Annotated in this window: 24 protein-coding genes and 1 other RNA gene; 9 read left to right on the top strand and 16 right to left on the bottom strand. The window is 71.6% G+C overall.

Features of this window, described 5'->3' with window-relative positions; all coding sequences use genetic code 11:
• Nucleotides 1-81: 81 nt before the first annotated feature.
• The gene (locus F6X51_RS00780) at nt 82-1,215 is read right to left on the bottom strand and encodes a glycosyltransferase family 4 protein (protein ID WP_150961013.1); all 1,134 of its coding nucleotides are present in this window, start codon (nt 1,213-1,215) and stop codon (nt 82-84) included.
• 433 nt (nt 1,216-1,648) lie between these two features.
• Here F6X51_RS00780 and rpmI point away from each other — a divergent pair, with 433 nt between their 5' ends.
• The 5 genes from rpmI to F6X51_RS00805 all read left to right on the top strand — a co-directional run bounded on the left by rpmI (nt 1,649) and on the right by F6X51_RS00805 (nt 6,938).
• Entirely contained in the window at nt 1,649-1,852 is a 204-nt protein-coding gene (rpmI, locus tag F6X51_RS00785; RefSeq protein WP_150961015.1) for a 50S ribosomal protein L35, read from the top strand.
• A gap of 47 nt (nt 1,853-1,899) precedes the next feature.
• Nucleotides 1,900-2,271, top strand: a complete 372-nt coding sequence (rplT, locus tag F6X51_RS00790) for a 50S ribosomal protein L20 (RefSeq protein WP_150961017.1) — start codon at nt 1,900-1,902, stop codon at nt 2,269-2,271.
• A 205-nt stretch (nt 2,272-2,476) separates the two neighbouring features.
• On the top strand, nt 2,477-3,559 hold the full coding sequence (gene pheS / locus F6X51_RS00795) for a phenylalanine--tRNA ligase subunit alpha (RefSeq protein WP_150961018.1): 1,083 nt from the start codon (nt 2,477-2,479) through the stop codon (nt 3,557-3,559).
• Between the two features lie 102 nt (nt 3,560-3,661).
• The gene (gene pheT, locus F6X51_RS00800; protein WP_150961020.1) at nt 3,662-6,085 is read left to right on the top strand and encodes a phenylalanine--tRNA ligase subunit beta; all 2,424 of its coding nucleotides are present in this window, start codon (nt 3,662-3,664) and stop codon (nt 6,083-6,085) included.
• Between the two features lie 16 nt (nt 6,086-6,101).
• A complete protein-coding gene (locus F6X51_RS00805; RefSeq protein WP_150961022.1) occupies nt 6,102-6,938 on the top strand; it encodes a DUF1186 domain-containing protein in 837 nt (278 codons plus the stop codon).
• Between the two features lie 103 nt (nt 6,939-7,041).
• On the opposite strand, the gene F6X51_RS27645 is transcribed toward F6X51_RS00805, so the two are convergent.
• The 3 genes from F6X51_RS27645 to F6X51_RS00815 all read right to left on the bottom strand — a co-directional run bounded on the left by F6X51_RS27645 (nt 7,042) and on the right by F6X51_RS00815 (nt 9,565).
• Nucleotides 7,042-7,206, bottom strand: coding sequence for a hypothetical protein (locus F6X51_RS27645; RefSeq protein ID WP_191969971.1), 165 nt, complete (start codon nt 7,204-7,206; stop codon nt 7,042-7,044).
• Between the two features lie 192 nt (nt 7,207-7,398).
• The gene (locus tag F6X51_RS00810) at nt 7,399-7,689 is read right to left on the bottom strand and encodes a DUF6894 family protein (RefSeq protein WP_150961024.1); all 291 of its coding nucleotides are present in this window, start codon (nt 7,687-7,689) and stop codon (nt 7,399-7,401) included.
• Nucleotides 7,690-8,788: 1,099 nt separating this feature from the next.
• Nucleotides 8,789-9,565: a HesA/MoeB/ThiF family protein gene (locus F6X51_RS00815; RefSeq protein WP_150961026.1), complete on the bottom strand. Its 777-nt coding sequence runs from the start codon at nt 9,563-9,565 to the stop codon at nt 8,789-8,791.
• A gap of 149 nt (nt 9,566-9,714) precedes the next feature.
• On the opposite strand from F6X51_RS00815, the gene dapE reads away from it, so the two are divergent.
• A complete protein-coding gene (gene dapE / locus F6X51_RS00820) occupies nt 9,715-10,881 on the top strand; it encodes a succinyl-diaminopimelate desuccinylase (protein WP_150961028.1) in 1,167 nt (388 codons plus the stop codon).
• Here the strand turns inward: dapE and truA are convergent.
• The 3 genes from truA to def form a co-directional block, all read right to left on the bottom strand.
• A complete protein-coding gene (truA, locus tag F6X51_RS00825; RefSeq protein ID WP_150961030.1) occupies nt 10,866-11,624 on the bottom strand; it encodes a tRNA pseudouridine(38-40) synthase TruA in 759 nt (252 codons plus the stop codon). The two genes, dapE and truA, sit on opposite strands and share 16 nt — an antisense overlap.
• 13 nt (nt 11,625-11,637) lie before the next feature.
• Nucleotides 11,638-12,552, bottom strand: a complete 915-nt coding sequence (gene fmt / locus F6X51_RS00830) for a methionyl-tRNA formyltransferase (RefSeq protein WP_191969972.1) — start codon at nt 12,550-12,552, stop codon at nt 11,638-11,640.
• 62 nt (nt 12,553-12,614) lie between these two features.
• Complete coding sequence (gene def, locus F6X51_RS00835) at nt 12,615-13,133, bottom strand: peptide deformylase (RefSeq protein ID WP_150961034.1); 519 nt, start codon at nt 13,131-13,133, stop codon at nt 12,615-12,617.
• Nucleotides 13,134-13,345: 212 nt separating this feature from the next.
• Here def and F6X51_RS00840 point away from each other — a divergent pair, with 212 nt between their 5' ends.
• The gene (locus tag F6X51_RS00840) at nt 13,346-13,786 is read left to right on the top strand and encodes a GAF domain-containing protein (protein ID WP_150961036.1); all 441 of its coding nucleotides are present in this window, start codon (nt 13,346-13,348) and stop codon (nt 13,784-13,786) included.
• 1 nt (nt 13,787) lies between these two features.
• Here F6X51_RS00840 and recR read toward each other — a convergent pair whose 3' ends face one another.
• Nucleotides 13,788-14,393 carry a recombination mediator RecR gene (recR, locus tag F6X51_RS00845; RefSeq protein ID WP_150961038.1) on the bottom strand — a complete coding sequence of 202 codons (606 nt, stop codon included), beginning with the start codon at nt 14,391-14,393 and terminating at the stop codon, nt 13,788-13,790.
• A 413-nt stretch (nt 14,394-14,806) separates the two neighbouring features.
• Between recR and F6X51_RS00850 the strand changes: the two genes are divergently transcribed.
• Entirely contained in the window at nt 14,807-16,426 is a 1,620-nt protein-coding gene (locus F6X51_RS00850; protein WP_150961040.1) for a phosphoenolpyruvate carboxykinase, read from the top strand.
• Nucleotides 16,427-16,539: 113 nt separating this feature from the next.
• Here the strand turns inward: F6X51_RS00850 and F6X51_RS00855 are convergent, their stop codons facing one another.
• From F6X51_RS00855 to F6X51_RS00875, 5 genes are all read right to left on the bottom strand, one after another.
• On the bottom strand, nt 16,540-18,462 hold the full coding sequence (locus F6X51_RS00855) for a CHASE3 domain-containing protein (RefSeq protein WP_150961042.1): 1,923 nt from the start codon (nt 18,460-18,462) through the stop codon (nt 16,540-16,542).
• A 93-nt stretch (nt 18,463-18,555) separates the two neighbouring features.
• Entirely contained in the window at nt 18,556-18,879 is a 324-nt protein-coding gene (locus tag F6X51_RS00860; RefSeq protein WP_150961045.1) for a YbaB/EbfC family nucleoid-associated protein, read from the bottom strand.
• Nucleotides 18,880-18,946: 67 nt separating this feature from the next.
• Entirely contained in the window at nt 18,947-20,869 is a 1,923-nt protein-coding gene (locus tag F6X51_RS00865; protein ID WP_150961047.1) for a DNA polymerase III subunit gamma/tau, read from the bottom strand.
• A gap of 73 nt (nt 20,870-20,942) precedes the next feature.
• Nucleotides 20,943-21,038, bottom strand: an RNA gene (gene ffs / locus F6X51_RS00870) — signal recognition particle sRNA small type.
• A 57-nt stretch (nt 21,039-21,095) separates the two neighbouring features.
• Nucleotides 21,096-21,371 carry a PepSY domain-containing protein gene (locus tag F6X51_RS00875; protein WP_150961049.1) on the bottom strand — a complete coding sequence of 92 codons (276 nt, stop codon included), beginning with the start codon at nt 21,369-21,371 and terminating at the stop codon, nt 21,096-21,098.
• 120 nt (nt 21,372-21,491) lie between these two features.
• On the opposite strand from F6X51_RS00875, the gene F6X51_RS00880 reads away from it, so the two are divergent.
• Nucleotides 21,492-23,030: a YifB family Mg chelatase-like AAA ATPase gene (locus F6X51_RS00880; protein ID WP_150961052.1), complete on the top strand. Its 1,539-nt coding sequence runs from the start codon at nt 21,492-21,494 to the stop codon at nt 23,028-23,030.
• Nucleotides 23,031-23,051: 21 nt separating this feature from the next.
• Here F6X51_RS00880 and F6X51_RS00885 read toward each other — a convergent pair whose 3' ends face one another.
• From F6X51_RS00885 to F6X51_RS00895, 3 genes are all read right to left on the bottom strand, one after another.
• A complete protein-coding gene (locus F6X51_RS00885) occupies nt 23,052-23,774 on the bottom strand; it encodes a glutathione S-transferase (protein ID WP_150961054.1) in 723 nt (240 codons plus the stop codon).
• Nucleotides 23,775-23,832: 58 nt separating this feature from the next.
• A complete protein-coding gene (locus F6X51_RS00890; RefSeq protein WP_150961057.1) occupies nt 23,833-24,258 on the bottom strand; it encodes a hypothetical protein in 426 nt (141 codons plus the stop codon).
• Nucleotides 24,259-24,469: 211 nt separating this feature from the next.
• Entirely contained in the window at nt 24,470-24,856 is a 387-nt protein-coding gene (locus tag F6X51_RS00895) for a hypothetical protein (protein ID WP_150961058.1), read from the bottom strand.
• Between the last annotated feature and the right edge of the window lie 13 nt (nt 24,857-24,869).

Genomic DNA, 24,869 nt, shown 5'->3' on the forward strand with positions numbered 1-24,869 from the left:
CGCCGGACAGGACTTGGTAACCCTTGCAAGCCCGGTGCCGTGCGGTCCGGAGCCCTGCCGGGGTCCGGACCGGTCCCCGCGTCAGGCCGGCATGGCGGCGACCGAGAGGGAGGGGCGGGCCGAGCCGTTCAGCTCGCCGTAATGCGGGGCGAAGGCCGCCGCGGTCGGGAGCTTGATCACCTCGTGCTGGCCGGCGATGAGCTGCTGGTAGGCGGCGACGTACTTCTTGACCATGCACTCGGCGGTGAACTGCCCCTCGAAGTGGCGGCGCACGCCGGCACGGCTCATGGTCTTCACCTTGTCGACCGCCGCGACCGCGTCGTCCATGCTCTCGCAGAGGACGCCGCTGACGCCGTCGGCGATCACCTCGGGCACGGAGCCGTTGCGGAAGGCGATCACGGGCGTGCCCGCCGACATCGCCTCGATCATGACGAGGCCGAAGGGCTCCGGCCAGTCGATCGGGAAGGCGAGCGCCAGGGCGTTGCCAAGGAAGTCCTTCTTCTGCTCCTCGTTGATCTCGCCAATGAACTCGACGAGCGGGTGATGGATCATCGGCTCGATGACCTCATCCCAGTAATCCTGGTCCGCCTTGTCGACCTTGGCGGCGATCTTCAGCGGCACGCCCGAGCGGATCGCCATCTCGATGGCGCGGTCCGGGCGCTTCTCCGGCGAGATCCGGCCGAGGAAGGCGAGGTAGCCGCCCTTGGCTTCGGGGTAATACGGGCAGTTCTCGGCCGGGAGGCCGTGATGGATCGTCGAGAGCCAATTCACGGTCGGGGGCATCGGCTCGCGCTGGTTGTCGGAGATCGAGACCAGCGGCATGCCCGTGAAGGTCTTGTAGACCGGCATGAAGTCCGGCACGTCGAGGCGCCCGTGCATCGTCGTGAGGCACTTGTGGTTCAGGTCCTCGAACAGCGGGTACTGCAGCAGGTCGATATGGAAGTGGAGGATATCGAACTCGTGCGCCCGGCGGCGGATCTGATGCAGCATGGCGAGGTGGCTCGCGGTGTGGTCCCGGTAGCCGAGCAGGCGCAGGCCCTCGGGCGTGCAGGCCGCGAGCTTCGCCGAGGTCTCCGAGTCGCCGCTCGCGAAGAGGGTGACGTCGTGTCCCTGACGGACGAGCTCCTCGGTGATCCAGGACACGACGCGCTCGGTGCCGCCGTAGAACTTCGGAGGAACGGCCTCCGACAGCGGGGCGATCTGGGCAATGCGCACGAAAAAGTCTCCTGTGAAGGCGAACGTTTCGGAGAGCTAACCCGATCCGGCCTGAGTGGGACATGAACGAAACTGACAGCCAAGGTTATGGTTCCGGTCGGGTCGCGCGCGATACAAGTGAGGCCGGCCTGACCCGAGATGTCCCCAGTATCCTCCTTGTCCGCCGCAATCGTGCTGAAGCACGAAGCAGGAAAAGGGCCAGGATCGGGACCCCGGCGCAGCCTTCGGCCGCCCGCGCCCCGCGGGCAGGGACGGGCGCCGGCCACCAAGGCGATTGAAACCGCGTCTCTTTTCTGTCATAAGCCCGCCCGCGTCGAACCGCCCGGCTGGATAGGGCTGCCGTGGCGGTTCGTGTTGCTCCATCAGAAGCATCCAATGTGCGCAAAGCTCCGGTCCTCACCGGCCGGACGTGTTTTGCGCGAAGGAGAGCGAAATGCCCAAGCTGAAGACGAAGTCGAGCGCGAAGAAGCGCTTCAAGATCACCGGAACCGGCAAGGTCATGTACGCCCAGGCCGGCAAGCGCCACGGGATGATCAAGCGGACGACGAAGCAGATCCGCAACCTGCGCGGCACGACGACCCTGTTCGAGGGCGATGCTGCCAACGTGAAGAAGTATTTCCTGCCCAACAGCCGGTAAATCTTCACCCGCCGACACTGCTTTTTCGATAATCCAGGAGAGATCCCATGGCCCGCGTCAAGCGCGGCGTGACCAGTCACGCGAAGCACAAGAAAGTCCTCAAGGCCGCCAAGGGCTATTATGGCCGGCGCAAGAATACGATCCGCATCGCCAAGCAGGCGGTCGAGAAGGGCATGCAGTATGCCTATCGCGACCGGAAGAACAAGAAGCGTACGTTCCGCTCCCTCTGGATCCAGCGCCTCAACGCCGCGGTCCGCGAGCAGGGCCTGACCTATTCGCGCTTCATCAACGGCCTGGCGATCGCCGGTATCGAGGTCGACCGCAAGGCCCTGTCCGAGCTCGCCATCCATCACCCCGCGAGCTTCGCGGCCGTCGTGGAGCAGGCCAAGGCCGCCCTGCCGGCCGCCAAGGCCGCCTGACGAAGACTGCCTGCGCGCAGCCCGCAGCACACGGATGTCCAGGCGAGAGGCGCGGCGCGGAACAGCGCCGCGCCTTCGTCATTTCCGGGGGTATTTCCGCGGTCCACGGGCCGCGGCGCGCTTGCAACCGGCGGCGCGACCCGGAAGAACCACCCGCGGATCAACCTGACGCCGCATCCGGCCGAGGATGGCGCCGAGGATAGCGATGACCGATCTCGACACTCTCGAACGCGACCTGATCGCCCAGGTGGAGGCGGCGGCCGACGAGCCGGCCCTCGAGGCCGTGCGCGTCGCAGCCCTCGGCAAGAAGGGCAGCGTCTCGGACCTGCTGAAGACACTCGGGTCGATGACGCCCGAGGAGCGCAAGGCGCGCGGCCCCCTCATCAACGGCCTGCGCGACCGCGTCCAGGGCGCCCTCGGGGCCCGGCGCGAGGCCCTGGCCGAGGCGGGCCTCGAGGCGCGGCTCGCCGCCGAGCGGGTCGACGTCACGCTCCCCGTGCGCGAGGCGCCGGAGCTCGGCGGGCGCATCCACCCGATCAGCCAGGTCATCGACGAGATCACGGCGATCTTCGCCGATATGGGCTTCTCGGTGGCGGAGGGGCCGGACATCGAGACGGACGAGCTGAACTTCACGGCGCTGAACTTCCCGCCCGGCCACCCGGCCCGCGAGATGCACGACACTTTCTTCCTCGCCCCCGACCGGAACGGCCAGCGCAAGGTCCTGCGCACCCACACCTCGCCGGTCCAGATCCGCACCATGCGGGCCGAGGCGCCGCCGATCCGGGTGATCATCCCGGGCCGGACCTACCGGCACGATTCGGACCAGACCCACACGCCGATGTTCCACCAGGTCGAGGGTCTCGTGATCGACCGCTCGGCCAACATCGCGAACCTCAAATGGGTGCTGGAGGAGTTCTGCAAGGCGTTCTTCGAGGTGGAGAACGTGAAGATGCGCTTCCGGCCCTCGTTCTTCCCCTTCACCGAACCCTCGGCCGAGGTCGACATCCAGTGCTCGCGCAAGGGCGGCGAGATCCGCTTCGGCGAGGGCGAGGACTGGCTCGAGATCCTCGGCTGCGGCATGGTCCACCCGAACGTGCTGCGCAATTGCGGCCTCGACCCGGACGGCATCCAGGGCTTCGCCTTCGGCGTCGGCATCGACCGCATCGCCATGCTGAAATACGGCATGCCGGACCTGCGCCCCTTCTTCGAGGCGGATGTGCGCTGGCTCGACCATTACGGCTTCCGGCCCCTCGACGTGCCGAGCCTCGTCGGCGGGCTGACGGGCTGACCTGATCTCCGCGGCGACCCGGACTCGGCCCGTGTCGCTCCTTCATCTTCCTGGCCGGCGCCCCCGCTCGATCGGCGGGGTGGGCACCGAGGGACGGCACCCATGAAATTCACCCTCTCCTGGCTCAAGGATCACCTCGACACCGAGGCCTCCCTCGACACCATCGCCGAGACGCTGACGCGCATCGGGCTCGAGGTGGAGGGCATCGCCGACAAGGCCGCCGAGCTGAAGCCCTACGTCGTCGCCAAGGTGCTCACCGCCGAGCAGCACCCGAATGCCGACCGCCTGCGGGTCTGCACCGTCGATGCCGGGGACGGGCAGCCGCTGCAGGTGGTCTGCGGTGCCCCGAACGCGCGGGCGGGCATGACGTCCGTGTTCGCGCCGCCCGGGACCTACGTGCCGGGCAAGAACATCACCCTGGCGGTGGGCCATATCCGCGGTGTCGAGAGCCGCGGCATGCTCTGCTCGGGCGCGGAGCTCGGTCTCGGCGACGACCACGACGGCATCCTCGACCTGCCCGGGGACGCCCCCGTCGGCCAGCCCTACGCCGCCTATGCGGGGCTCGACGATCCGGTGATCGAGATCAACCTCACGCCGAACCGGCCCGACTGCACCTCGATCCACGGCATCGCCCGCGATCTCGCGGCGACCGGCATCGGCACCCTCAAGCACGGGCCGCTGCCGCCGGTGCGCGGGGAGGGGCCCTGCCCGGTCCCGGTTCGCCTCGTGTTCGACCCGGCCGACCGCAACCTCTGCCCGCTCTTCGCGCTGCGCCTCGTGCGCGGCGTGAGGAACGGCCCGTCCCCGGCCTGGATGCAGGCGCGGCTCCGGGCGATCGGCCTGCGCCCGATCAACGCGCTCGTCGACATCACCAACTACATGACCTTCGACCGGGGCCGCCCGCTCCACGTCTTCGATGCCGCGAAGGTCTCGGGCGGCCTGCAGGTGCGCCGCGCCCAGGCGGGCGAGGCGATCAAGGCCCTCGACGGCCGCACCTACGCCCTCACCGACGACGCGGTGGTGATCGCGGACGGGCGGGGGGTCGAGTCGATCGCCGGCATCATCGGCGGCGAGGCCTCGGGCTGCGACGAGAGCACCGTCGACGTCCTGATCGAATCGGCGCTCTGGGACCCGACCAACATCGCCCAGACCGGGCGGCGCCTCGGCGTCATCACGGATGCGCGCTACCGCTTCGAGCGCGGCGTCGATCCGGCCTTCACCCTGCCGGGCCTCGACATGGCGACCCGCCTCGTCCTCGATCTCTGCGGCGGCATCCCGACCCAGCCGGTGGTCGCCGGGGAGCCGCCGGAGGTCGAGCGCATCATCGATTTCCCCTGGACCGAGGTACGGCGCTTGGCCGGGATCGAGCTCTCGCGCGCCGAGATGAAGGTGACGCTGGAGACCCTCGGCTTCCACGTCGCCGGCACCGGCGACCGGGTGAAGGTGCTGTCCCCCTCGTGGCGGCCCGACATCGAGGGCAAGGCCGACCTCGTCGAGGAGATCATCCGCATCGCCGGGCTCGACCGGATCGAGCCGAAGCCGCTGCCGCGCCTCGCGGCGGCGGTGGCCAAACCCGTCCTGACCGTGATCCAGCGGCGCACCCGCGCGGCCAAGCGCGCCCTGGCGAGCCGCGGCCTGATGGAGGCCGTGACCTGGTCCTTCATCCCGCACGACGACGCGGTGCTGTTCGGCGGCGGCGGCCCGAGCCTCGCGCTGGCGAACCCGATCGCCTCGGACCTGTCCGACATGCGCCCGAGCCTCGTGCCCGGGCTGCTGCGGGCCGCGCAGCGCAACGCCGACCGGGGCTACCCCGACGTCGCCCTGTTCGAGGTCGGCCAGTGCTTCGCCGACGACCAGCCGGAGGGCCAGACCATCCGGGCGGCGGCCGTGCGCCGGGCGACCGCCGGCCATGCGGGAAGCGGGCGCCACTGGGACGGCGCGTCCGAGTCCGTCGACGTGTTCGAGGCCAAGGCCGACGCGCTGGCGCTCGTGGCCGCCCTCGGCATCCCGACCGGCGGCCTGCAGGTGGTGCCGGGCGGCCCAGCCTGGCTGCATCCCGGCCGCTCGGCGACGCTCCAGTTCGGCCCGAAGAACCCGGTGGGCCATTTCGGCGAGATCCACCCGCGCGTGGCCAAGGCCCTGGACCTCAAGGGGACGCTGGTGGGCTTCGAGATCGTGCTCGATGCCCTGCCGCCGCCGAAGTACAGGCCGACCAAGGTCAAGCCGGCGCTCGCCCTGTCCGAGTTCCAGCCGATCTCGCGCGACTTCGCCTTCGTGGTCGCCCGCGACGTTCCGGCCGGTGACGTCGTGAGGGCCGCGCAGGCGGCCGAGCGCAAGCTCATCGCCGGCATCGACGTGTTCGACATCTACGAGGGCACGGGGATCCCCGAGGGCTCGAAGTCGGTCGCCATCGCGGTGCGGCTGCAGCCCGTCGAGAAGACCCTGACGGATGCGGAGATCGAGGCCGTGAGCGCCCGCATCGTCGCGGAGGTGTCGCGCAAGACCGGCGCGAGCCTCCGGTCCTGAGATCGGGAGGGGAGATATGCCGGACAGCGCCCTGATCGCCGAACTCTCCGGCGCGGACCATCTCCCGGCGGAGGCTCTGCGCCGGGCCGCCGCCGAGCCCGCAGCCATCGCGGACGAGACGCTGCGGCTGATCGCGGCCGCGGGCGACGGAACCGAGCTCGCGGACGGTGAGGCGAACCTGCTGTTCTGGGGCCTTCACGCGCTGGCCGCCGCGCGGGACGCACGGGCCTTCGCGCCGCTGCTGCGCCTGCTGCGGCAGGATGCCGACACCCTCGAGGATCTCCTGGGCGACGCCGCGGGCACGACCCTGCCGCGGGTGCTCGCCGGCCTCTACGACGGCGAGCCCGACGGCCTGTTCGCCCTCATCCTCGACACCACGGTCGACGATCTCGTGCGCAACGAGGCACTGGCGGCGCTGGTCTTTCTCGTGCGCGACGGCCGGATCCCCCTCGATCCCGTCCGCGACCTGCTGATGCGCTTCGACGACAAGCGCGTCGCCGTCGAGGGCGATATCGGCTGGATCGGCTGGGAGGAGGCGATCGCGCTCCTCGGCCTGCGCGCCTTGGCGCCCCGCGTCGAGGCCGCCCGCAAGGACGGGCGGCTGACCGACGAGTTCAGCGACCCGGCCTGGTTCAGGCCGGCCCTGCGCCGGGCCGAGACCCGCCCCGACGACCGGCGCGACCTCGACGAGCGCGGCCTCGGCTACCTCGACGACCCCGTCGCGGCGCTCGCCTGGACCGCCGAAGGCGCGGGCGAGCCCGTCCGCAACCTGTTCCGGGATGTCGGCCGCAACGATCCCTGCCCGTGCGGCAGCGGCCGGAAGTTCAAGAAGTGCTGCCTCGCCACCGCCTGAGGCGGTCATGTCCCGGTGCTGCCGGACCGCGCTTTGCCGAGGGACCTGCCCCGAAGCACCGGCAGCCGCTGATCCGGGCGCGAGGAGGCCGGCGCAGGATCGCTCAGAGCGCGCCGAGGACGTCCGCCCCGCGCGGGACGATCGGGGCCTCCCGGACCGGCGCCGGGGCGAAGGCGCCGCAGGCATCGAGGGCATCGATCGCCTGGAGCGGCGACGCGATCCCCGCGTTCGGGGCTTCCCGCAGGATCGGCGCGTCGCGCCCCTGCAACGTCTGGCCGGGGCATTCCAGGACCGCCGCGTCCAGGGCCGCGTCGGAGGCCGGCCGTCAACCTCGCCCGGCATCCTCCGGCATCTTGCACTGACGCGCCTCCCTCTCCGGGTGTCGTCCGGCGACGGCCGACCGGCCGCATGTCGGCCCCACTCCCGTGGCGAACCGGGCGTGGAGCTGGGCCGCAGCGTCTCAGCAGAGATCAGGCCGCAACACCGCCTGCCGCCGGTACCTCTGAGGATCGAGGATTTCCGCGAAGGGCACCTCCATCAGGATGCGCCCCTGCGCATCCGCGATCTCGAAGCTGCAGCGGATCGGATCGTCGTTGCGGGCGCGCAGGGCACTCCGCCACAGGTCCGCGGCGATGTCCGGAATGGCGTCGCAGACGTCGAGATAAGCGTCCTCGAGGCTCGGGAAGACCGAACCCTCCTCATCGCGATGAGTCTCAATCGGTGTTTTGAAGTGAAGGAAGAAGCGCGGCATGAGGTGGACTCACGTTGTCGCGACGCCTTCGCGCCGAGCCTGCACCATCGTCGAATGATCGGAGTGCCGGACGACCGCATCCAATCCGGTCCGGCTGGTTCGGCAGGCCCGATACAGGTTGCGCATCGCCGCGAGAGCGTGCGTCGTTGTCCCGATCGAGCTTTGCCGTCAGCCCCTACTGCTCTTCGTACGCATCGCCACCGTGAAACTCGGCGAGGTCCATGAATAGCAAGTCTTGCAAAGCAATGGAACAAAAAATTTCAAGGACAATTTTGGATCTATTCGGGAATAGGTGAGCATATTTGTCCTGTTAGACTGGGCACTTCGCTGCTGATGATCGAAAATTATCCATTCCCAAGCCTCGCCAATCGGACGAAGCATCGGTCCTGACACGGCGAATCGGACGGCACCTCCGGCTGGCCGGGCGGTGGTCCGGATGCCGACGAGGATGCGGGGCCATGCACGTGAAGCCGCGACCCGGGGATCGCGCCCGTGTTTCGGGAGCGCGGCCCGTTGCCTGCGCCGGTTCGGTCGGCGCGCGCCTCATTCGGCTAGCGGTCCCGGACCGCGACCGGGATCAGCGCCGGGCCATCCATTTCGCGCGGCGGACCTGCCGCGGGCGAGGCCGTCCGACGATCGCCGGGCTCCGTGCCTCACGGGACTGCCTTGCGTCGTCACGGTGTGACTGCCGTCAGCGCCGCGTCGGCGGCTGAGCCCACCGAGCGCGGGAGCGATCGATCGATCCGGAGGCGCCCGCGCGCGGCGAGCCGGGACCCGGCGGTGCCGGGGTTACGAACGGGCCTTCAGGGTGCCGTGGCGGCTGCGGGTGTAGAGCGAGCCGGCGAGGACGAGCGTGATGGTCAGGAGACCACATCCGATGATCAGGAGATCGGTCTGAAGCACGTGTTTCCTCCCGCCCGCCGGGTCCGCAGATTTATCTCGGGCCAAACTGCTTACGAGACGCGGCACTATTTTACCAGGGCGGAGCGTCCGAACCCGTACCGAGCGGGCGGCTCGACCGGCGGCTCGGCAATTTTCTTCAGATCCGGACGTCCTCGGGACGGGGAGCCGCGCGCGACATCCGAGACGCGGGAATCGGCTAGGCTGCGCTGCCGTTCAGCGGGTTGGCCTCGTCCCAGGCATAGGCCAGCGTCTCGAAGCGCATGGAGCGCGCATCGACCATGAGGAGGCGCCCGACCAGGGGCTCGCCGAATCCCGCGACGGCGCGGAGCACCTCCATGGCCATCAGGGAGCCCATCACGCCGGCGAGCGCCCCGAGAACGCCCGCCTCCGCGCAGGGGGGCACGCTGCCGGGCGGCGGCGGGTTCGGGAAGAGGCAGCGATAGGTCGGGTTCGGCTGCCCGTCCGCGCCGGTCTCGTGGGCGCGGATCGTCGTGAGCGACCCGTCGAACTGTCCGAGCGCCGCCGTCACCAGCGGCCGCCGGGCCCGGAAGCAGGCATCCGAGACGGCGTAGCGGGTCGCGAAATTGTCCGAGCCGTCGGCCACGAGGTCGTAGCGCGCGATCAGCGCGTCGGCGTTCTCGGCCGTGATCCGCAACGGGTGGGCCACGACCTCCACGTGCGGATTGAGCCGGGCCACCGCGTCGGCCGCGCTCTCGACCTTCGGGCGCCCGAGATCGGGTGTCGTGTGGATGACCTGCCGCTGCAGGTTCGAGAGCGAGACGGAGTCGTCGTCGGCGATGCCGATCGTGCCGATGCCGGCCGCCGCGAGGTACTGGATCAGCGGCGCGCCGAGGCCACCCGCGCCGATCACGAGGATGCGGGCCGCCTTCAGCCGCGCCTGCCCGGGGCCGCCGACCTCGCGCAGAACGAGGTGGCGGGCATAGCGTTCGATCTCGTCGCCGGAGAGTGCCATCCGGTGGATCTAGTCCCGCACGGGCCGGCGCGGAAGACCGCACGGCGGGGAGGCCCCGCCCGCGCCCGGCTTTTCTTTGGGCCCGGGTCCTCTAGGGTGTCGGCTCGCACCCGCGTCCGACCCCCGCAAGCCGAAGCCGTCCCGCCCCCGTGCCCACAGACCTCGCGCCGCTCGCCCTCGCCCAGGCCCTGATCCGCTGCCCCTCGGTGACCCCCGCGGAGGGCGGCGCCCTCGACCTCCTGCAGCGCGTGCTGGAGGAGGCCGGCTTCCGGGTGGAGCGCCCGGTCTTCTCGGAGCCCGGCACCCCCGACATCGAGAACCTCTACGCGCGCATCGGTTCGGGGGCGCCCTACCTCCTCTTTGCCGGTCATACCGACGTGGTGCCGCCGGGCGCGGTCGAGGCCTGGCGCCACGGGCCCTTCGCGGGCTCCGTCGAGGACGGGCTGCTCTACGGGCGCGGCGCCGTCGACATGAAGGGCGGCATCGCCTGCATGCTGGCGAGCGCCCTCGATTTCGTGCGGCGCGACGGCCCGGATTTCGGCGGCTCCATCGGCTTCCTGATCACCGGCGACGAGGAGGGTCCGGCGATCAACGGGACCGTGAAGCTCCTCGACTGGGCCCGCGCCCGCGGCGAGCGCTTCGACCATTGCCTGCTCGGCGAGCCGACGAACCCGAGCCGCCTCGGGGAGATGATCAAGATCGGCCGCCGCGGCTCGCTCACCGGCAAGCTGACGGTGCACGGGCGCCAGGGCCACGTCGCCTACCCGCACCGGGCCGAGAACCCGATCCCCGGGATGCTGCGCCTCGCCTCCGCCCTCGCGACCGAGCCCCTCGACGGCGGCACGGCGCATTTCGACGCCTCGAACCTCGAATTCACCACGATCGACGTCGGCAACCCCGCCACCAACGTGATCCCGGCCGATGCCCGCGCGGTCTTCAACATCCGCTTCAACGAGGGCTGGAGCGCCGAGACCCTCGGGGCCGAGATCCGCCGCCGCCTCGAGCGGGCGGCCGGCAACGCCGTCCGCTTCAGCCTCGATCTCCAGCCCTCGAACGCGCCGGCCTTCCTGACCCGGCCGGACGCCTTCGTGGATCTCGTGGCGGAGGCGATCCGGGCCGAGACCGGCCTGACCCCGAAGCTCTCGACGACGGGGGGCACCTCGGATGCGCGCTTCATCAAGGACGCCTGTCCGGTGATCGAGTTCGGCCTCGTCGGCGAGACCATGCACCAGACCGACGAATGCGTCGCCGTCGCCGACCTGGAGCGGCTGACGGCGATCTACGGGCGCGTCCTCGACGCCTATTTCGCCGCGTAGTCGACGCCCACGAAGGTGAGGCCGCAGGCCGGCGCCATCGGGCCGCAGCGGGCCCGGTCGCGGCTGGCGAGGATGTCGGCGACCTCCGCGGCACTGAGGCGCCGGCAGCCCGCGAGCATCAGGGTGCCGACCATGCTGCGGACCTGATGGTGCAGGAACGAGCGGGCGCAGGTCGCGATCACGATCTCGTCCGTCAGCCCCATGGGCAGCCGCGCCACGTCGAGTTGCTCCAGGGTGCGCACCGGGCTGTTCGCCTGGCACTCGGCCGCCCGGAAGGCGGTGAAGTCGTGGTGCCCAAGGAGCCCCCGCGCGGCCTCGTGCATCAGGCCGGCATCGAGCGCCCAGGGCACGTGCCAGACCTGGGCGCGGGTGAGCGCGGCGGGGCTGCGGCGGTTCAGGATGCGGTAGCGGTAATGCCGGCGGATCGCGGAGTGGCGCGCGTCGAAGCCCTCGCCCACGATCTCAGCCGAGAGGATCGCCACCGGCAGCGGGCGCAGATGCGCGTTCACGGCATCCCGCACCGTGTCGGTGCGCCAGGCCTTGGCGAGGACCACATGGGCGACCTGATGCGTCGCGTGCACCCCCGCATCGGTGCGTCCGGCGCAGGTGAGGCGCGCGCTCTCGCCCGAGAAGCGCATCACCGCATCCTCGATCGCGCCCTGCACCGTCAGGTCCTCGGCCTGGCGCTGCCAGCCGCGGAACGGCGCGCCGTCGTACTCGATGACGAGCTTGTAGCGGGGCATCAGCGCGACGGGGTCACGGCAGGCGCGTACCCGGCTCGAGCCGGGCGCCGTGCAGGAAGTCCGGGCCCGTCGCGGTGCCGCCCTTGCCGGCGCGGCGCAGCGCGCAAAGCCGCACGGCGCCGACCCCGCAGGCGATGGTGGCGGCGGCGTCCAGCAGCGTGCCGGGCACGCCCCGGCCCTCCGCCGGCTCGGCCCGCAGCACCTTGACCCGCTCCGGCCCCTTGCCGAGGTCGGCCTCGAAGAAGGCGCCCGGCGCGGGCGAGAGGCCGTTGATGTGGCGCGCCACGATCGCGGCCGGGCGGCCCCAGTCGATCCGGGCTTCCGCGTTGGTGATCTTGTGGGCGTAAACGACGCCCTCCGCGGCCTGTGGCGTGAACCGGAGCTCGCCGGCCGCGAGCATGGCGAGGGCGCGGCTCATCAGGTCGGCGCCGAGGGGCATCAGCGCGTCGTGCAGGGCGCCGGCCGTCATGCCGGGCCCGATCGGCAGGCGCGCCTCCAGCGCCACCGGGCCGGTATCGAGGCCGGCTTCCATCCGCATCACGCCGACGCCGCTCTCGGCATCGCCCGCCATCACGGCCCGCTGGATCGGGGCGGCGCCGCGCCAGCGCGGCAGCAGCGAGCCGTGCAGGTTGAGGCAGCCGTGGCGCGGGATGTCGAGGATCGCCTGCGGCAGCAGCAGGCCGTAGGCGACCACGACCGCGATGTCGGCCCCGTGCCCGCGGAAGGTCTCGGCCGCGGCCTCGCCCTTGAGGCGCTCCGGCGTCAGCACCGGCACGCCGAGGCTGTCGGCGAGGGCGTGGACCGGCGAGGGCTTCAGGGCCAGGCCGCGCCCGGCGCGGGCCGGCGCGCGGGTGTAGACGGCGGCGAGCACGTGGCCGTCGGCGGCGATGCGCGCGAGGGTCGGCACCGCGAAGTCCGGGGTGCCCATGAAGACGATTCTCACTGGAACTCGATTCTCGCTGGCATCGTCCCGCCAGAATGTTTCTCAGCTCAGGCGGCCTCGCCGCGCTTGGCAGCCTTGACGAATTTCTTGTTCACCCGATCTCGCTTGAGCTTCGACAGGTGGTCGATGAACAGAACTCCGTCGAGATGGTCGATCTCGTGCTGAATACAGGTCGAGAGCAGACCGTCCGCGTCGATCTCGTGTGTTGCGCCCGTGAGATCCCGGTACCGGACCCGCACCCGGTCGGGGCGCTCCACCTCGGCGTAATATTCGGGAATCGAGAGACAGCCCTCGTCGTAGACGCGCTTCTCTTCGGAGGACCAGACGATTTCCGGATCCAGGAACACCCGCGGCTCGCGCGCATTTTCGTCTTTCGACGTATCGATGGTCACGACTCGGCGGGGAACACCGATCTGGATCGCCGCGAGCCCGACGCCGGGCGCGTCGTACATGGTCTCGAGCATGTCCGCGGCGAGCTTGCGGATCTCGTCCGTGATGGGACCGACCGGCTCCGAGATCAGGCGCAGGCGGGAATCGGGCAGGATGACGAGGGGACGAACGCTCATGACGCAATCGGCTCGGCGGGATCGGCCACGGGCGAACCCCGCGGGTGTCTGCAGATAGGATGCGCCACCGGAGCGGTCAAATGAGCCGCAAGGACTTGCCCGCGGCCGGCCTCGCGACGGATGGGAGGTGACCGGCGACGGGGGAGCGGCGCCGCGCGCCGGGACAGCCCACGGCCGACGGGAGGGCCCCGTACCCGGAAGTGTCCGACGAGGTGCTGGAGAGCTGGCGGTACATCGTCAACGCGGTGGCGGTCCGGCTCAAGGTCCCGGTCGGGCTGATCATGCGGCGGCCGGGCCCCGAGATCGAGGTCTGCGTCGTGAACGACGACCCCCGCAATCAGCACGCGGTCGGCTGGCGCAGCCTGCTCGAAGGCTCGGGCCTGTCTTGCGAGGCGGTCCTGCGCGAGGGCCGGGCGCTGCGCGTGCCGAACGCGCGGGCGGACGCGCTCCCCTGGGACACGAATCCCTGCCTCCTGGAGCACGGGCTCCTGACCGATCTCGGCTACCCGATCCGCTGGCCGGACGGCACCCTGTTCGGAACCCTCTGCGTCCTCGACGCGCGCGAGAAGACCTACAGCCGCCAGGACCGCGACGTGATGGGCCTGATGCGCGACCTGATCGAGAGCAACCTGCGCACGCTCTGCGCCGCCTGAATCAGAACGCGGTGCGGCTGCGGATGGCGGCCGAGAGGGTGCCCTCGTCGAGGTAGTCGAGCTCGCCGCCGACCGGTACGCCGTGGGCGAGCTTCGTCACCGTCAGGCCGAGATGCCCGAGGGATTCGGTGACGTAATGGGCAGTGGTCTGGCCGTCGACGGTGGCGTTCAGTGCCAGGATGATCTCTGTCACGGCCGGGTTGCTCGCCCGCTCGACCAGGGAGGCGAGGTTGAGGTGCTCGGGCCGCACCCCGTCGAGGGGCGAGAGCACGCCGCCGAGCACGTGGTAGCGGGCCTGCACGGCGCCCGAGCGCTCCAGGGCCCAGAGGTCGGAGACGTCCTCCACCACCACGAGGGTGGTGGGATCGCGGGCGGCGTCGCGGCAGATCGTGCAGGGGTCGCTGGTGTCGACGTTGCCGCAATCCCGGCAGACCACGATGCGCTCGGCCGCGACCCGCATGGCATCGGCCAGGGGCCCGAGCAGGGTGTCGCGCTTCTTGATCAGCTGCAGGGCCGCCCGCCGGGCGGAGCGCGGACCGAGGCCCGGCATGCGGGCGAGGAGCTGGATCAGGCGCTCGATCTCGGGACCGGCGACGGCTTGGGGCATCGGGTGTCCGTCTCAAACAGGGGCGACGCGCGTCGCGAACAAGGCGGCATCTCGCGGGGCGCGGAGGGCGGGGCGGCGCCGGGAGGCCGGCCCGGCTGCACCCCATATGGGTCTTTGCGATTGCACCCGCACGCGCGTGCGCGCAAGGGCCGCTCCCCGCCCGGCGCGCGCCGATCGGTCGGCGACCGGACCGAGGGCCGGCCGGGCCCTGACAAAGCCGCGTCCCAGTCTCGACATCAGCCGTAAGTCCGATTGACCGCAAAGGTTCGCCGTTTAACCAGTTGGTGCAACGAGAAGCGGTGAACCAGCGTGCGGCGCTCCTGAACGACTGCACGGACGCATCTCGACGGTCCCGGCGTCCGCGATGGCCCGGGAGAGGGACATGGCGCGATCAGGGGCCGGGAGCAACGCTCGTGAGTAACATCGGACAGTACAATGCAGGCCACGGCGCGGACGCGATCGGCCTGCGAAACCTGAAGGCCGTTCACTGGAACCTCGAGGCCCCGCGTCTCTACGAGGAATCCCTCGCCCGCCGGGAGGGCCGGCTCGCCCGCGGCGGCGCCCTCGTGGCCACCACCGGCAGCCATACGGGCCGCTCGCCGAAGGACAAGTTCGTGGTGCGCGACGCCGCCACCGAGAACGAGATCTGGTGGGAGAACAACGGCGCCATCACGCCGGACCAGTTCGACACCCTGCTGTCGGACTTCCTCGCCCACGCGGAGGGCAAGGAGCTGTTCGCCCAGGACCTCTACGGCGGCGCCGATCCGGGCCACCGGGTCAGGGCGCGGGTCTTCACCGAGTTCGCCTGGCACTCGCTCTTCATTCGCAACCTGCTGATCCGGCCCGAGCGCGACGACCTCGCCGCCTACGTCCCCGACCTGACCCTCATCGACCTGCCGAGCTTCCAGGCCGATCCCGCCCGGCACGGCTGCCGCTCGAAGACCGTGATCGCGGTCGACTTCGCCCGCCGGATCGTGCTGATCGGCGGCTCGGCCTACGCGGGCGAGATGAAGAAGTCGGTCTTCACCTACCTGAACTTCACCCTGCCGAAGGCCGGCGTGATGCCGATGCACTGCTCGGCGAACGCCGCGCTCGACGCCGAGGGCGGCTCGGCGCTGTTCTTCGGCCTGTCGGGCACCGGCAAGACCACCCTCTCGAACGATTCCTCGCGCATGCTGCTCGGCGACGACGAGCACGGCTGGAGCCCGGACGGGATCTTCAACTTCGAGGGCGGCTGCTACGCCAAGACCATTCGGCTCTCGCGCAACGCCGAGCCTGAGATCTACGCCACGACCGAGCGCTTCGGCACGGTGATGGAGAACGTGGTGATCGACCCCGAGACCCGGGTGCCGGATTTCGACGACGCCTCGCTCACCGAGAACACCCGCTGCGCCTATCCGCTCGACTTCATCGCGAATGCGAGCGCCACGGGCCGCGCCGGGCACCCGAGGAACATCGTCATGCTCACCTGCGACGCCTTCGGGGTGATGCCGCCGATCGCCAAGCTCTCGGGCGCCGAGGCGATGTACCACTTCCTCTCGGGCTACACCGCGAAGGTGGCGGGCACGGAGCGCGGCCTCACGGGGCCGGAGGCGACCTTCTCGACCTGCTTCGGCGCCCCCTTCATGCCGCGCCACCCGAGCGTCTACGGCAACCTGCTGCGCGACCTCATCGCCGAGCATCAGGTCGATTGCTGGCTCGTCAACACCGGCTGGACCGGGGGCGGGGTCGGCACCGGCCGGCGCATGCCGATCCGGGTGACGCGGCGCCTCCTCGCCGCCGCCCTCGACGGCTCGCTGTCGCAGGCCGAGTTCCGGCGCGACCCCTATTTCGGCTTCGCGGTCCCCACCGCGGTGCCGGGGGTCGAGCAGCACGTGCTGGAGCCGGTCAAGACCTGGAACAACAAGGCCGCCTTCGCCGAGACCGCGACGAAGCTCGTCGCGATGTTCAAGGAGAACTTCAAGCGCTTCGAGGCGCATGTCGACGCCGAGGTGAAGGCCGCCGAGCCGACCACCCAGGCCATCGCGGCGTAAGCTCCGGGCCGTCGGCCTATCGGGGGAGGGCGGAGCCGCGGGCTTCGCCCTCTTTCTCCGTCATGCCGGCGCATCCCGGAGCGGCCCGCTGGGCCGAGGAGGTTCGCGCCGCCTCAGCCGCGCTCGTGCTTGTCCGCGCTCAGCACCGCGCGGATCTTCCAGGCCAGCTGCTCCAGCGTGTAGGGCTTGCCGAGGAGTTGCACGTCGGCATCCACGACGCCGTTATGCACGATGGCGTTGCGCGTGTAGCCCGTGGTGTAGAGCACCGGCAGGCCGGGCCGGCTGCGGCGCACCGCGTCGGCGAGCGCCTTGCCGCTCATCTCCGGCATCACGACGTCCGTGAACAGCAGCGCGATGTCGCCGTGCTGTTCCAGGAGGCGCAGGGCCTGCGTCGCGCCGTTCGCGTGGATCACGGTGTAGCGCAGGTCGCGCAGGGCCTCGACCGCCATGCGGCGGACGTCGTCCTCGTCCTCGACCACGAGGATGACCTCGCGGGGGTCGCCCTCCGGGATGTCCCTGGGAATGCGGCGCTCCGGCAGGACCGGCTTCTCGCCGACGAGGCGCGGCAGGTAGATCTTCACCGTCGTGCCGTGGCCGGGCTCGGAATAGATCTTCACGTGCCCGTCCGACTGCTTCACGAAGCCGTAGACCTGGCTGAGGCCGAGCCCCGTGCCCTGGCCGACCCGCTTCGTGGTGAAGAACGGATCGAAGGCCCGCTCGACCACGGACGGAGCCATGCCGCTGCCCGTATCGGTGACGGCGATCATCACGTATTGGCCGGGAGGCACCCCGAGATGGGCCGCCGCGTAGGCGTCGTCGAGATGCGCGTTGCTGGTCTCGATGGTGAGGCGCCCCCCGTTCGGCATCGCGTCCCGGGCGTTGACCGCGAGGTTGAGGAGGCCGCTCTCGAGCTGGTTGGCGTCGGCCCGGGTCGGCCAGAGCCCGCCGGCCAGGACGGTCTCCATCTGGACGGTCTCGCCGAGCGTCCGCCGCAGCAATTCGGACATGCCCGAGACCAGGCGGTTGCCGTCGACGGCCTCCGGGGTGAGGGGTTGCTTGCGCGCGAAGGCGAGGAGGCGGTGCGTCAGCGTCGCGGCGCGCTCGGCCCCCGTCAGGGCGTGCTCGATGTAGTGGCCGACCCGCGTCTCGCCGCGCTCGAGCCGGCGCTTCAGCAGGTTCAGGTTGCCGAGGATGATCGCCAGCATGTTGTTGAAGTCGTGCGCGAGCCCGCCGGTGAGCTGGCCGATCGCCTCCATCTTCTGGGATTGGCGCAGCTGCTCTTCGAGGGCGTCCCGGCTCGCGATCGTGGCCGTGAGGGCGTCGTGGCTCGCCGTCAGGGCCGCGTGGGCGGCGAGGAGCCGCCCGGTGCGGTTGCGGGCGTCGATGATCGCGTAGGCCGCCAGCCCGAGCGCCAGCAGCACCGCGACCGCGATCATGATCTGCAGCAGGCGGGCGGTCCCTGCGGCGCGCTGCAGGCGGATCTCGAGGAGGCGCGCGGTCTCGGTCTGGAGCCGGTCGACGAGATCGCGCACCCGGTCCATCAGGGCCTTGCCGTGCCCCGACCGAATCAGGTCCCGGCTCGCCGCCTCCTGGCCGGCCTGCCGGAGCGCGACGGTGCGGCCGAGCTCGGCGATCTTCCCGGTCGCGGCGGCGCGCAGCTCGGCCACGAGGCCGGTGACGCGCGGGTCGGTCGCCATCGCGGCCTCGACCCGCGCGAGGCTGGATTCGAGGCGCGCGGCCGCCTCGCCGTATGGATTGAGGTAGGCGTCGTCGCCGGTCAGCAGGTAGCCGCGCTGCCCGGTCTCGGCATCCTGGAGGGTGGAGAACAGGGTCGCGGTGGCGTTGCGCAGGTCGAAGCTGCGCAGGGTCTCGGCGGCGCTCACGCGCTGCATCGTCAGGACGGCCGCGCCGCCAACCACGACCGCGAGGAGCAGCAGGAAGCCGACGACCAGGGGCGCGAGGCTGCGCAGATCCAGCGCCGCGGGGGGCGGGCCGGAAACCGCCGGTGCGGAGGGTGCGTCGGTCGAGCGGGCCATGACCCTACCTTGAGGTCAGCTTAGCTCTACCGGTTCGTCCACGCCCACACAATCGTGGCGGGTATACCGCGCAGCGTTGCCCGGACGGGCCCCCTAGAAGGGGAGCTTCATCCCGGGGGGCAGGGGCAGGCCCTTGGTCAGCTCGGCCATGCGCTCCTGCGCCGTCTGCTCGGCCTTCAGCCGCGCATCGTTGACGGCGGCGACGACGAGGTCCTCGAGGATCTCGCGCTCGTCGGCGACCATCAGACCCGGGTCGATCGTGACGCCCTTGACCAGGCCCTTGGCCGTCATCGTCACCCGCACGGCCCCGCCGCCGGAGGCGCCGGAGACCTCGACGCCGTCGAGTTCGCTCTGCAGGTTGGCCATCTTCTCCTGCATGGCCTGAGCCTGCTTCATGATGCCCATGAGGTCGCGCATGCGGATCGGTCCCGGCTGGTGTGGTGGATGCTCGAAGGCCTGATCTAGGGATTCGAGGCCCGCGGCGCTACGGCTCGTCGTCCTCGCCGGCCTCGAGGGGGACGGCGTCGGCCTCGCCGAGGATCCCGGCGCCAGCACCTTCGGCGCCCTCGGGGGCCTTGTCGCGCACGTCGATGATCTGGGCCCCGGGGAAGCGCGACAGGACCTCCCGCACCAGCGGATGCGCGGCGGCGTTCTGGTGGCGGCTCTCGGTGACGGCGCGGGCGCGCGTCTCGAGGGTCGGCGCGCCGTCCTCCTTCGAGAGGGCGACGATCCAGCGGCGGCCGGTCCAGGCGTCGAGGGCGCGGGCGAGGTCGTTGGCGATGCTCTGGCGACCGCCCTCGGCGAGCCGGAACTCGATGCGGCCCTCCTCGAAGCGTACGAGGTGGACGTCGCGCTCCAGCGCGGTCTTCAGGCCGATGTCGCGCCGCGCGTCGGCGAGCGCCACGACATCCTCGAAGCGCCCCAGGCGGGGGCCGGCGGGCTCCGGAACGGCGCGCGCGGGCGCCGCCTGGGGCGCGGGCGCCGCCTGGAGTGCGGGCACGGCCTGAACGACGGGCGGCGCGGCCTCGGCGGCGGGCGCGGGCCGCGCCAGGGCGGCGGTGCCGCCCGCGATCGAGAGGCTCGGGCGGGGCGGCGCCTCGGGCGCCGGCGCCGGGATCGCCTGGACCGGCGGGAGGGGCCGTTGCGGCGCGGCCGGAAGCGCCGGGCTGCCGCCGGTCAGCGCCTCCGCCCTCATCTGGCGCAGGGCCTCGTCGGGGGTCGGCAGGTCGGCCGCGTAGGCGAGGCGCACCAGCACCATCTCGGCGGCGGCGAGGGCGCGGGTGGCCGCCTGCACCTCGGGGATCGCCTTGATCAGGATCTGCCAGGCGCGCGAGAGCACCCGGACCGAGAGCCTCGCGGCGAATTCCGCGCCGCGGCGGCGCTCGACCTCGCTGAGGGTCGGGTCGGCGGCGGCGGCCTCGGGCACCAGCTTCAGGCGGGTGACGAGGTGGGTGAAGCCCGCGAGGTCCGCGATCACCACGGAGGGGTCGGCGCCGGCCTCGTACTGGGCGCGCAGCTCCCCGAAGGCCGCCGGGACGTCGCCGCGCATCACCGCCTCGAACAGGTCGACGATGCGCCCGCGGTCGGCGAGGCCGAGCATGTCGCGCACGCTCCGGGCGGTGACGGCGCCGGCCCCGTGGGCGATGGCCTGGTCGAGGAGGGAGAGCGCGTCGCGCACCGAGCCCTCGGCCGCCCGGGTGATCGCCGCGAGGGCCTCCTCCTCGGCGGTGACGCCCTCGCCGGCGCAGATGCGGGCGAGGTGGGCAGAGAGCGTCTCCGCCTCGACGCGGCGCAGGTCGAAGCGCTGGCAGCGCGACAGGATCGTCACCGGGACCTTGCGGATCTCGGTGGTGGCGAACACGAACTTGGCGTGGGGCGGCGGCTCCTCAAGGGTCTTCAGGAAGGCGTTGAAGGCCTTCTCGGAGAGCATGTGGACCTCGTCCACGATGTAGACCTTGTAGCGGGCCGAGACCGGGCTGTAGCGGATGCCGTCGATGATGCCCCGGACGTCGTCGATGCCCGTATGCGAGGCGGCGTCCATCTCCAGCACGTCCATGTGCCGCGATTCCATGATCGCCTGGCAGTGGAGGCCGAGCTCCGGCATCGCGATGGTGGGGCCGGTATCGGGCGCGCCGGCGCGGGCGTAGTTGAGGCCGCGGGCGAGGATGCGGGCGGTGGTGGTCTTGCCGACGCCGCGCACGCCGGTGAGCATCCAGGCCTGCGGGATGCGGTTCGCCGCGAAGGCGTTGGCCAGGGTGCGCACCATGGCGCCCTGGCCGATCAGGTCGTCGAAATCCTTGGGGCGGTACTTCCGGGCCAGGACGCGATAGGGCGTCGCCGCGGCCGCCGGGGCGGGGAACCCGGGCAGGCCCGGCTCGTCGTCATGCGTGCCGGGAGTCGCGTCCATGCGTCTTGGGAGAGGTCTGGGATGGGGTCCCGGTCCGCTCGGGCGGGCCGCGCCCGCGGGAGCGGTGGGAACGGGTGGGAGGCTGACAAAGACCCGCTCGGTCTCGTTAGGGCTGCTTCCTTCCGGACCTGACCCGGTTGGCGAGTGAAACGTCCCTCACCAACCTCCCGCCGCCTATATGGCCGGGCGCCGCCCCGAACGCAAGCCGCTCCCGGACCCGCCGGCGCTACTCGGCCTCGCGCTTGACGATGGCGAGAGATTTCGGATCGAGCTTCAGGTCGAACTGCTTGCCGCTGGCGTCGATCGCGTCGTCGACCTCGATCATGCCGTCGTCGAGCTCGATCTTCTTCCACCTGGTGAAGCCTTCCTGCTTCAGCAGGGCCTCGACCTTGGTCTGCTGCTCGGCCGGGAGCTTCTCGTCGGCGAGGGCGGTCCCGGCAAGGCCGATGCCGGCAATGCTGGCCGCGAGGGCGACGCCGAGGGCGGCGGTGGAGAGGCGCATGGCGGTGTCCTTCCTCATTGGTGTTGGCCGCCGTTGAACCGTCGAGCCAGGGGCTGGTTCCGTGGTTGTGTCCGCAACGATCGGCGCCTACGCTTTCGGCCTCGCCCGAGGATCCCCCGCATGGTCACCCGCGTCGCCACCGTCGCCTTCGAGGGAATCGAGGCGCGCGCCGTCGACGTGCAGGTGCAGATCATCCCGGGCTCGGTGCAGTTCGGCGTGGTCGGCCTGCCCGACAAGGCGGTGGCGGAATCGCGCGAGCGCGTGCGCGGCGCGCTCATCGCCTCGGGGCTGGCACTCCCGGCCAAGCGCATCACCGTCAACCTCGCCCCCGCCGACCTGCCGAAGGAGGGCTCGCACTACGACCTGCCGATCGCCCTCGGGGTGATGGCGGCGATCGGCGCGCTCCCGGCGGACGCGCTCGCGGGCTACTGCGTCCTCGGGGAACTCGCCCTCGACGGCTCGATCACGGCGGTGAACGGCGTCCTGCCCGCCGCGATGGCCGCCCATGCCCGCGGCCTCGGGCTGATCTGCCCGGCCGCGACCGGCCCCGAGGCCGCCTGGGCGGGGGGCGACATGGACGTGCTCGCGCCGCGCTCGCTGATCCAGCTCGCCAACCACTTCAAGGGCAGCCAGGTGATGGCGCGCCCCGTCCCGGCCATCGCCGCGCCCGCCGGGCCGATGCCGGACCTCGCCGACATCAAGGGGCAGGAGGGGGCCAAGCGCGCCCTCGAGATCGCGGCGGCCGGCGGCCACAACCTCTTGATGAGCGGGCCGCCCGGGGCCGGCAAGTCGATGCTCGCCGCGCGCCTGCCCTCGATCCTGCCGCCGCTCTCTCCGCGCGAGCTCCTCGACGTCTCGATGATCCAGTCGGTGGCGGGCGCGCTCAAGGACGGGGCGCTGTCGAACCGCCGCCCCTTCCGCCAGCCGCACCACTCGGCCTCGATGGCGGCGCTGGTCGGCGGCGGCGTCAACGCCCGGCCCGGGGAGGTTTCCCTGGCGCACGGGGGCGTGCTGTTCCTCGACGAGCTGCCGGAGTTCAACCCGCAGACCCTCGATTCCCTGCGCCAGCCGATGGAGACCGGCTCGGTGATGATCGCGCGGGCGAATCACCGGGTCACCTACCCGGCGCGCTTCCAGCTCGTCGCCGCGATGAACCCGTGCCGCTGCGGCCAGGCCCTGGAGCCGGGCTACGCCTGCCGGCGGGGCCCGAACGAGCGCTGCATGGCCCAGTACGGCGCCCGCATCTCCGGGCCGCTCCTCGACCGGATCGACCTGCGCATCGAGGTCGCGGCGGTCACGGCGGCCGACCTGATCCTGCCGCCGCCCTCGGAGGGCTCGGCGCAGGCCGCGCTCCGCGTCGGCGTCGCCCGCGCGTTGCAGACGGCGCGCTACACCGCCCGCGGCCTGCCCGACGCCACCACCAACGCGACCTGCCCGGCCCCGGTGATCGAGGCCGTGGCCGCCCCGGATGCCGAGGGCGCCGCGCTGATCCGGCAGGCCGCCGAGAGCATGCGGCTGTCGGCCCGGGGCTTCCACCGGACTCTGCGGGTCGCCCGGACCCTGGCCGACCTCGACGGCGAGGCGGAGGTCCGGCGCATCCATCTCGCCGAGGCCCTGTCCTACCGGGCCCGCGGCGAGAGGGCCGCCGCCGCGGCCTGAGGGCGCGCGGGCCGCAAGGCCCTAGGCGTCGAGTTCCGGATAGCGGCGGAAGATGCCCTGCTGGTTGAAGGGGATCCGGCGCGGGCTCGCGAGGTAGGCGGCGAGGCGGGGACGCTCGGGAATGGCCCCGTGCAGGGAAGCGACCTTCGGGCTCGCGGCGAGCGCGGCCGCGGCGGCCTTCGGGAAGGCGTAGAGGAGGCCGTCCACGAGCTGGAACAGGGAGAGGTCGGCGTAGGTCACGCGGTCGCCCACGAGGTGCCGGCCGTCGTTCCGGTCGAGGATGTGCTCGAACCACGCCAGGAATTCGGGGATGCGGTCGCGGCGGAAGGCCTGCGCGCGGCGCGCGGCCTCCGGCTTCTGCTCCTCGTAGGCGAGGCTCACGGCGATGGGGTGGTGGGTGTCGTGCGCCTCCGCCACCACGTCCGCGATCGTGAGCTGGATCTGGTGCGTCCAGATCCGGTCGGCCTCCGCGTCGCCGACGAGGCCCAGGCGCGGTCCGAGATAGAGCAGGATCGCGGCCGTCTGGCCGACCAGGGTGTCGCCGTCCCGCAGGACCGGGGGCGCGAAGGCGGGGCGAGGGATCGACGGATCCTCGAGGAAGCGCGTCAGCGCGCCGATCCCCTGGCCGTCGGCCTCGGACCCGCGCGCGACGTCGACGTAGTCGGCGCCCGCATCCTCGAGGGCGAGGCGCACGAACTCGCCGCGTCCCTGCAGCATCGGCCAGTAATGGAGTTCATAGGCCATCGCGCGCTCCCGTCCCTCTCGGGGGTCAAGAGCGAAGCGGCCGCGATGGTTGCGGGGCCTATTGCTCGGCGGGGGCTTCGTCGGAGACCTTCTCGGGCGCCGGCTCGGCGCTCGCCACCGCCTTGCGCTCCAGGAGCGGCTGCAGGCGGGCGGAGAGCTCGCGGTCGAGATGCTTGGCGTAGGCGCCCTTGAAGTAGCGCGTGCCCATTCCGGGACCGTGGATGCGGTCGTAGGCCTGCACCATCGCGTCCACCTCGGGGCGGCAGAGGAAGCCGATGACCCCGGCGGCCTCGTACCAGCGGCCGGCGCGGGCATGATTCATGGCGGCGGGGTTCGCCATCACGGTGTCGGCGAAGCAGTCGGTCGCAGCCTGCTGCAGGGGCGTCAGGACGGTGCCCGCCGCCGGCTGGGCCGGGCCGCCGGGGCGCGCCTCGGCGGTGGAGGCGAGGGCGGCGGCAAGGATGCCGAGAAACAGGGCCTTCATCGGGGAAGCCTCGAACGGAACCGGACGAGGTCAAGTATTTCCCGAAGATTGCGACTGGAACAGGGCTTACCCCGGCCAAAACCGGGGCATCGGCGCTTTGTCCGGCCCTGTCGCCGGCCGGGCACAGGTGGCGACGTGCCGGCGCCGGGCTCGAGCCGCCGCTTGACCGCCGCGCGCTCCGCCGCGGCCGGGGGAGCCCGGACCCGGCCGCCTAGCCCCTGCGCTCGGCGTTCCACTGGCCGCGGCAGCTGATGCCGCCATTCGTCGTCCAGGTGCCGTTGCCGTAGCCCTGCCGGCCGAGGCGGCCGACCACGTTCGCGCTGTCGGAGCCCCGCGCGATGGTGGCGCGCACGGCGCCGTTCGTGGCGACGCGGCCCGTGATGGTGAAGTCGGAGCCCGGATAGCGGGCCTCGCCCTTCTGGATCAGGACCCCGTAGCGGTAGGCCCGGTCGCAGGGGCCGTCGGTGGTGATGACCTCGATGCTCCAGGTGCCGTCGTAGCTGTTCGGCACCTGGACCTTCCTGCGGGCAGCCTCGGCGGGATCGAGGCCGGAGGCCGCGAGGGTGAGGGTGGCCGCGGCCAGGATCGCTGCTCTCATGATATCCCGCATC

It is taken from the genome of Methylobacterium planeticum, from assembly GCF_008806345.1.
Classification (GTDB): Bacteria; Pseudomonadota; Alphaproteobacteria; order Rhizobiales; family Beijerinckiaceae; genus Methylobacterium; species Methylobacterium planeticum.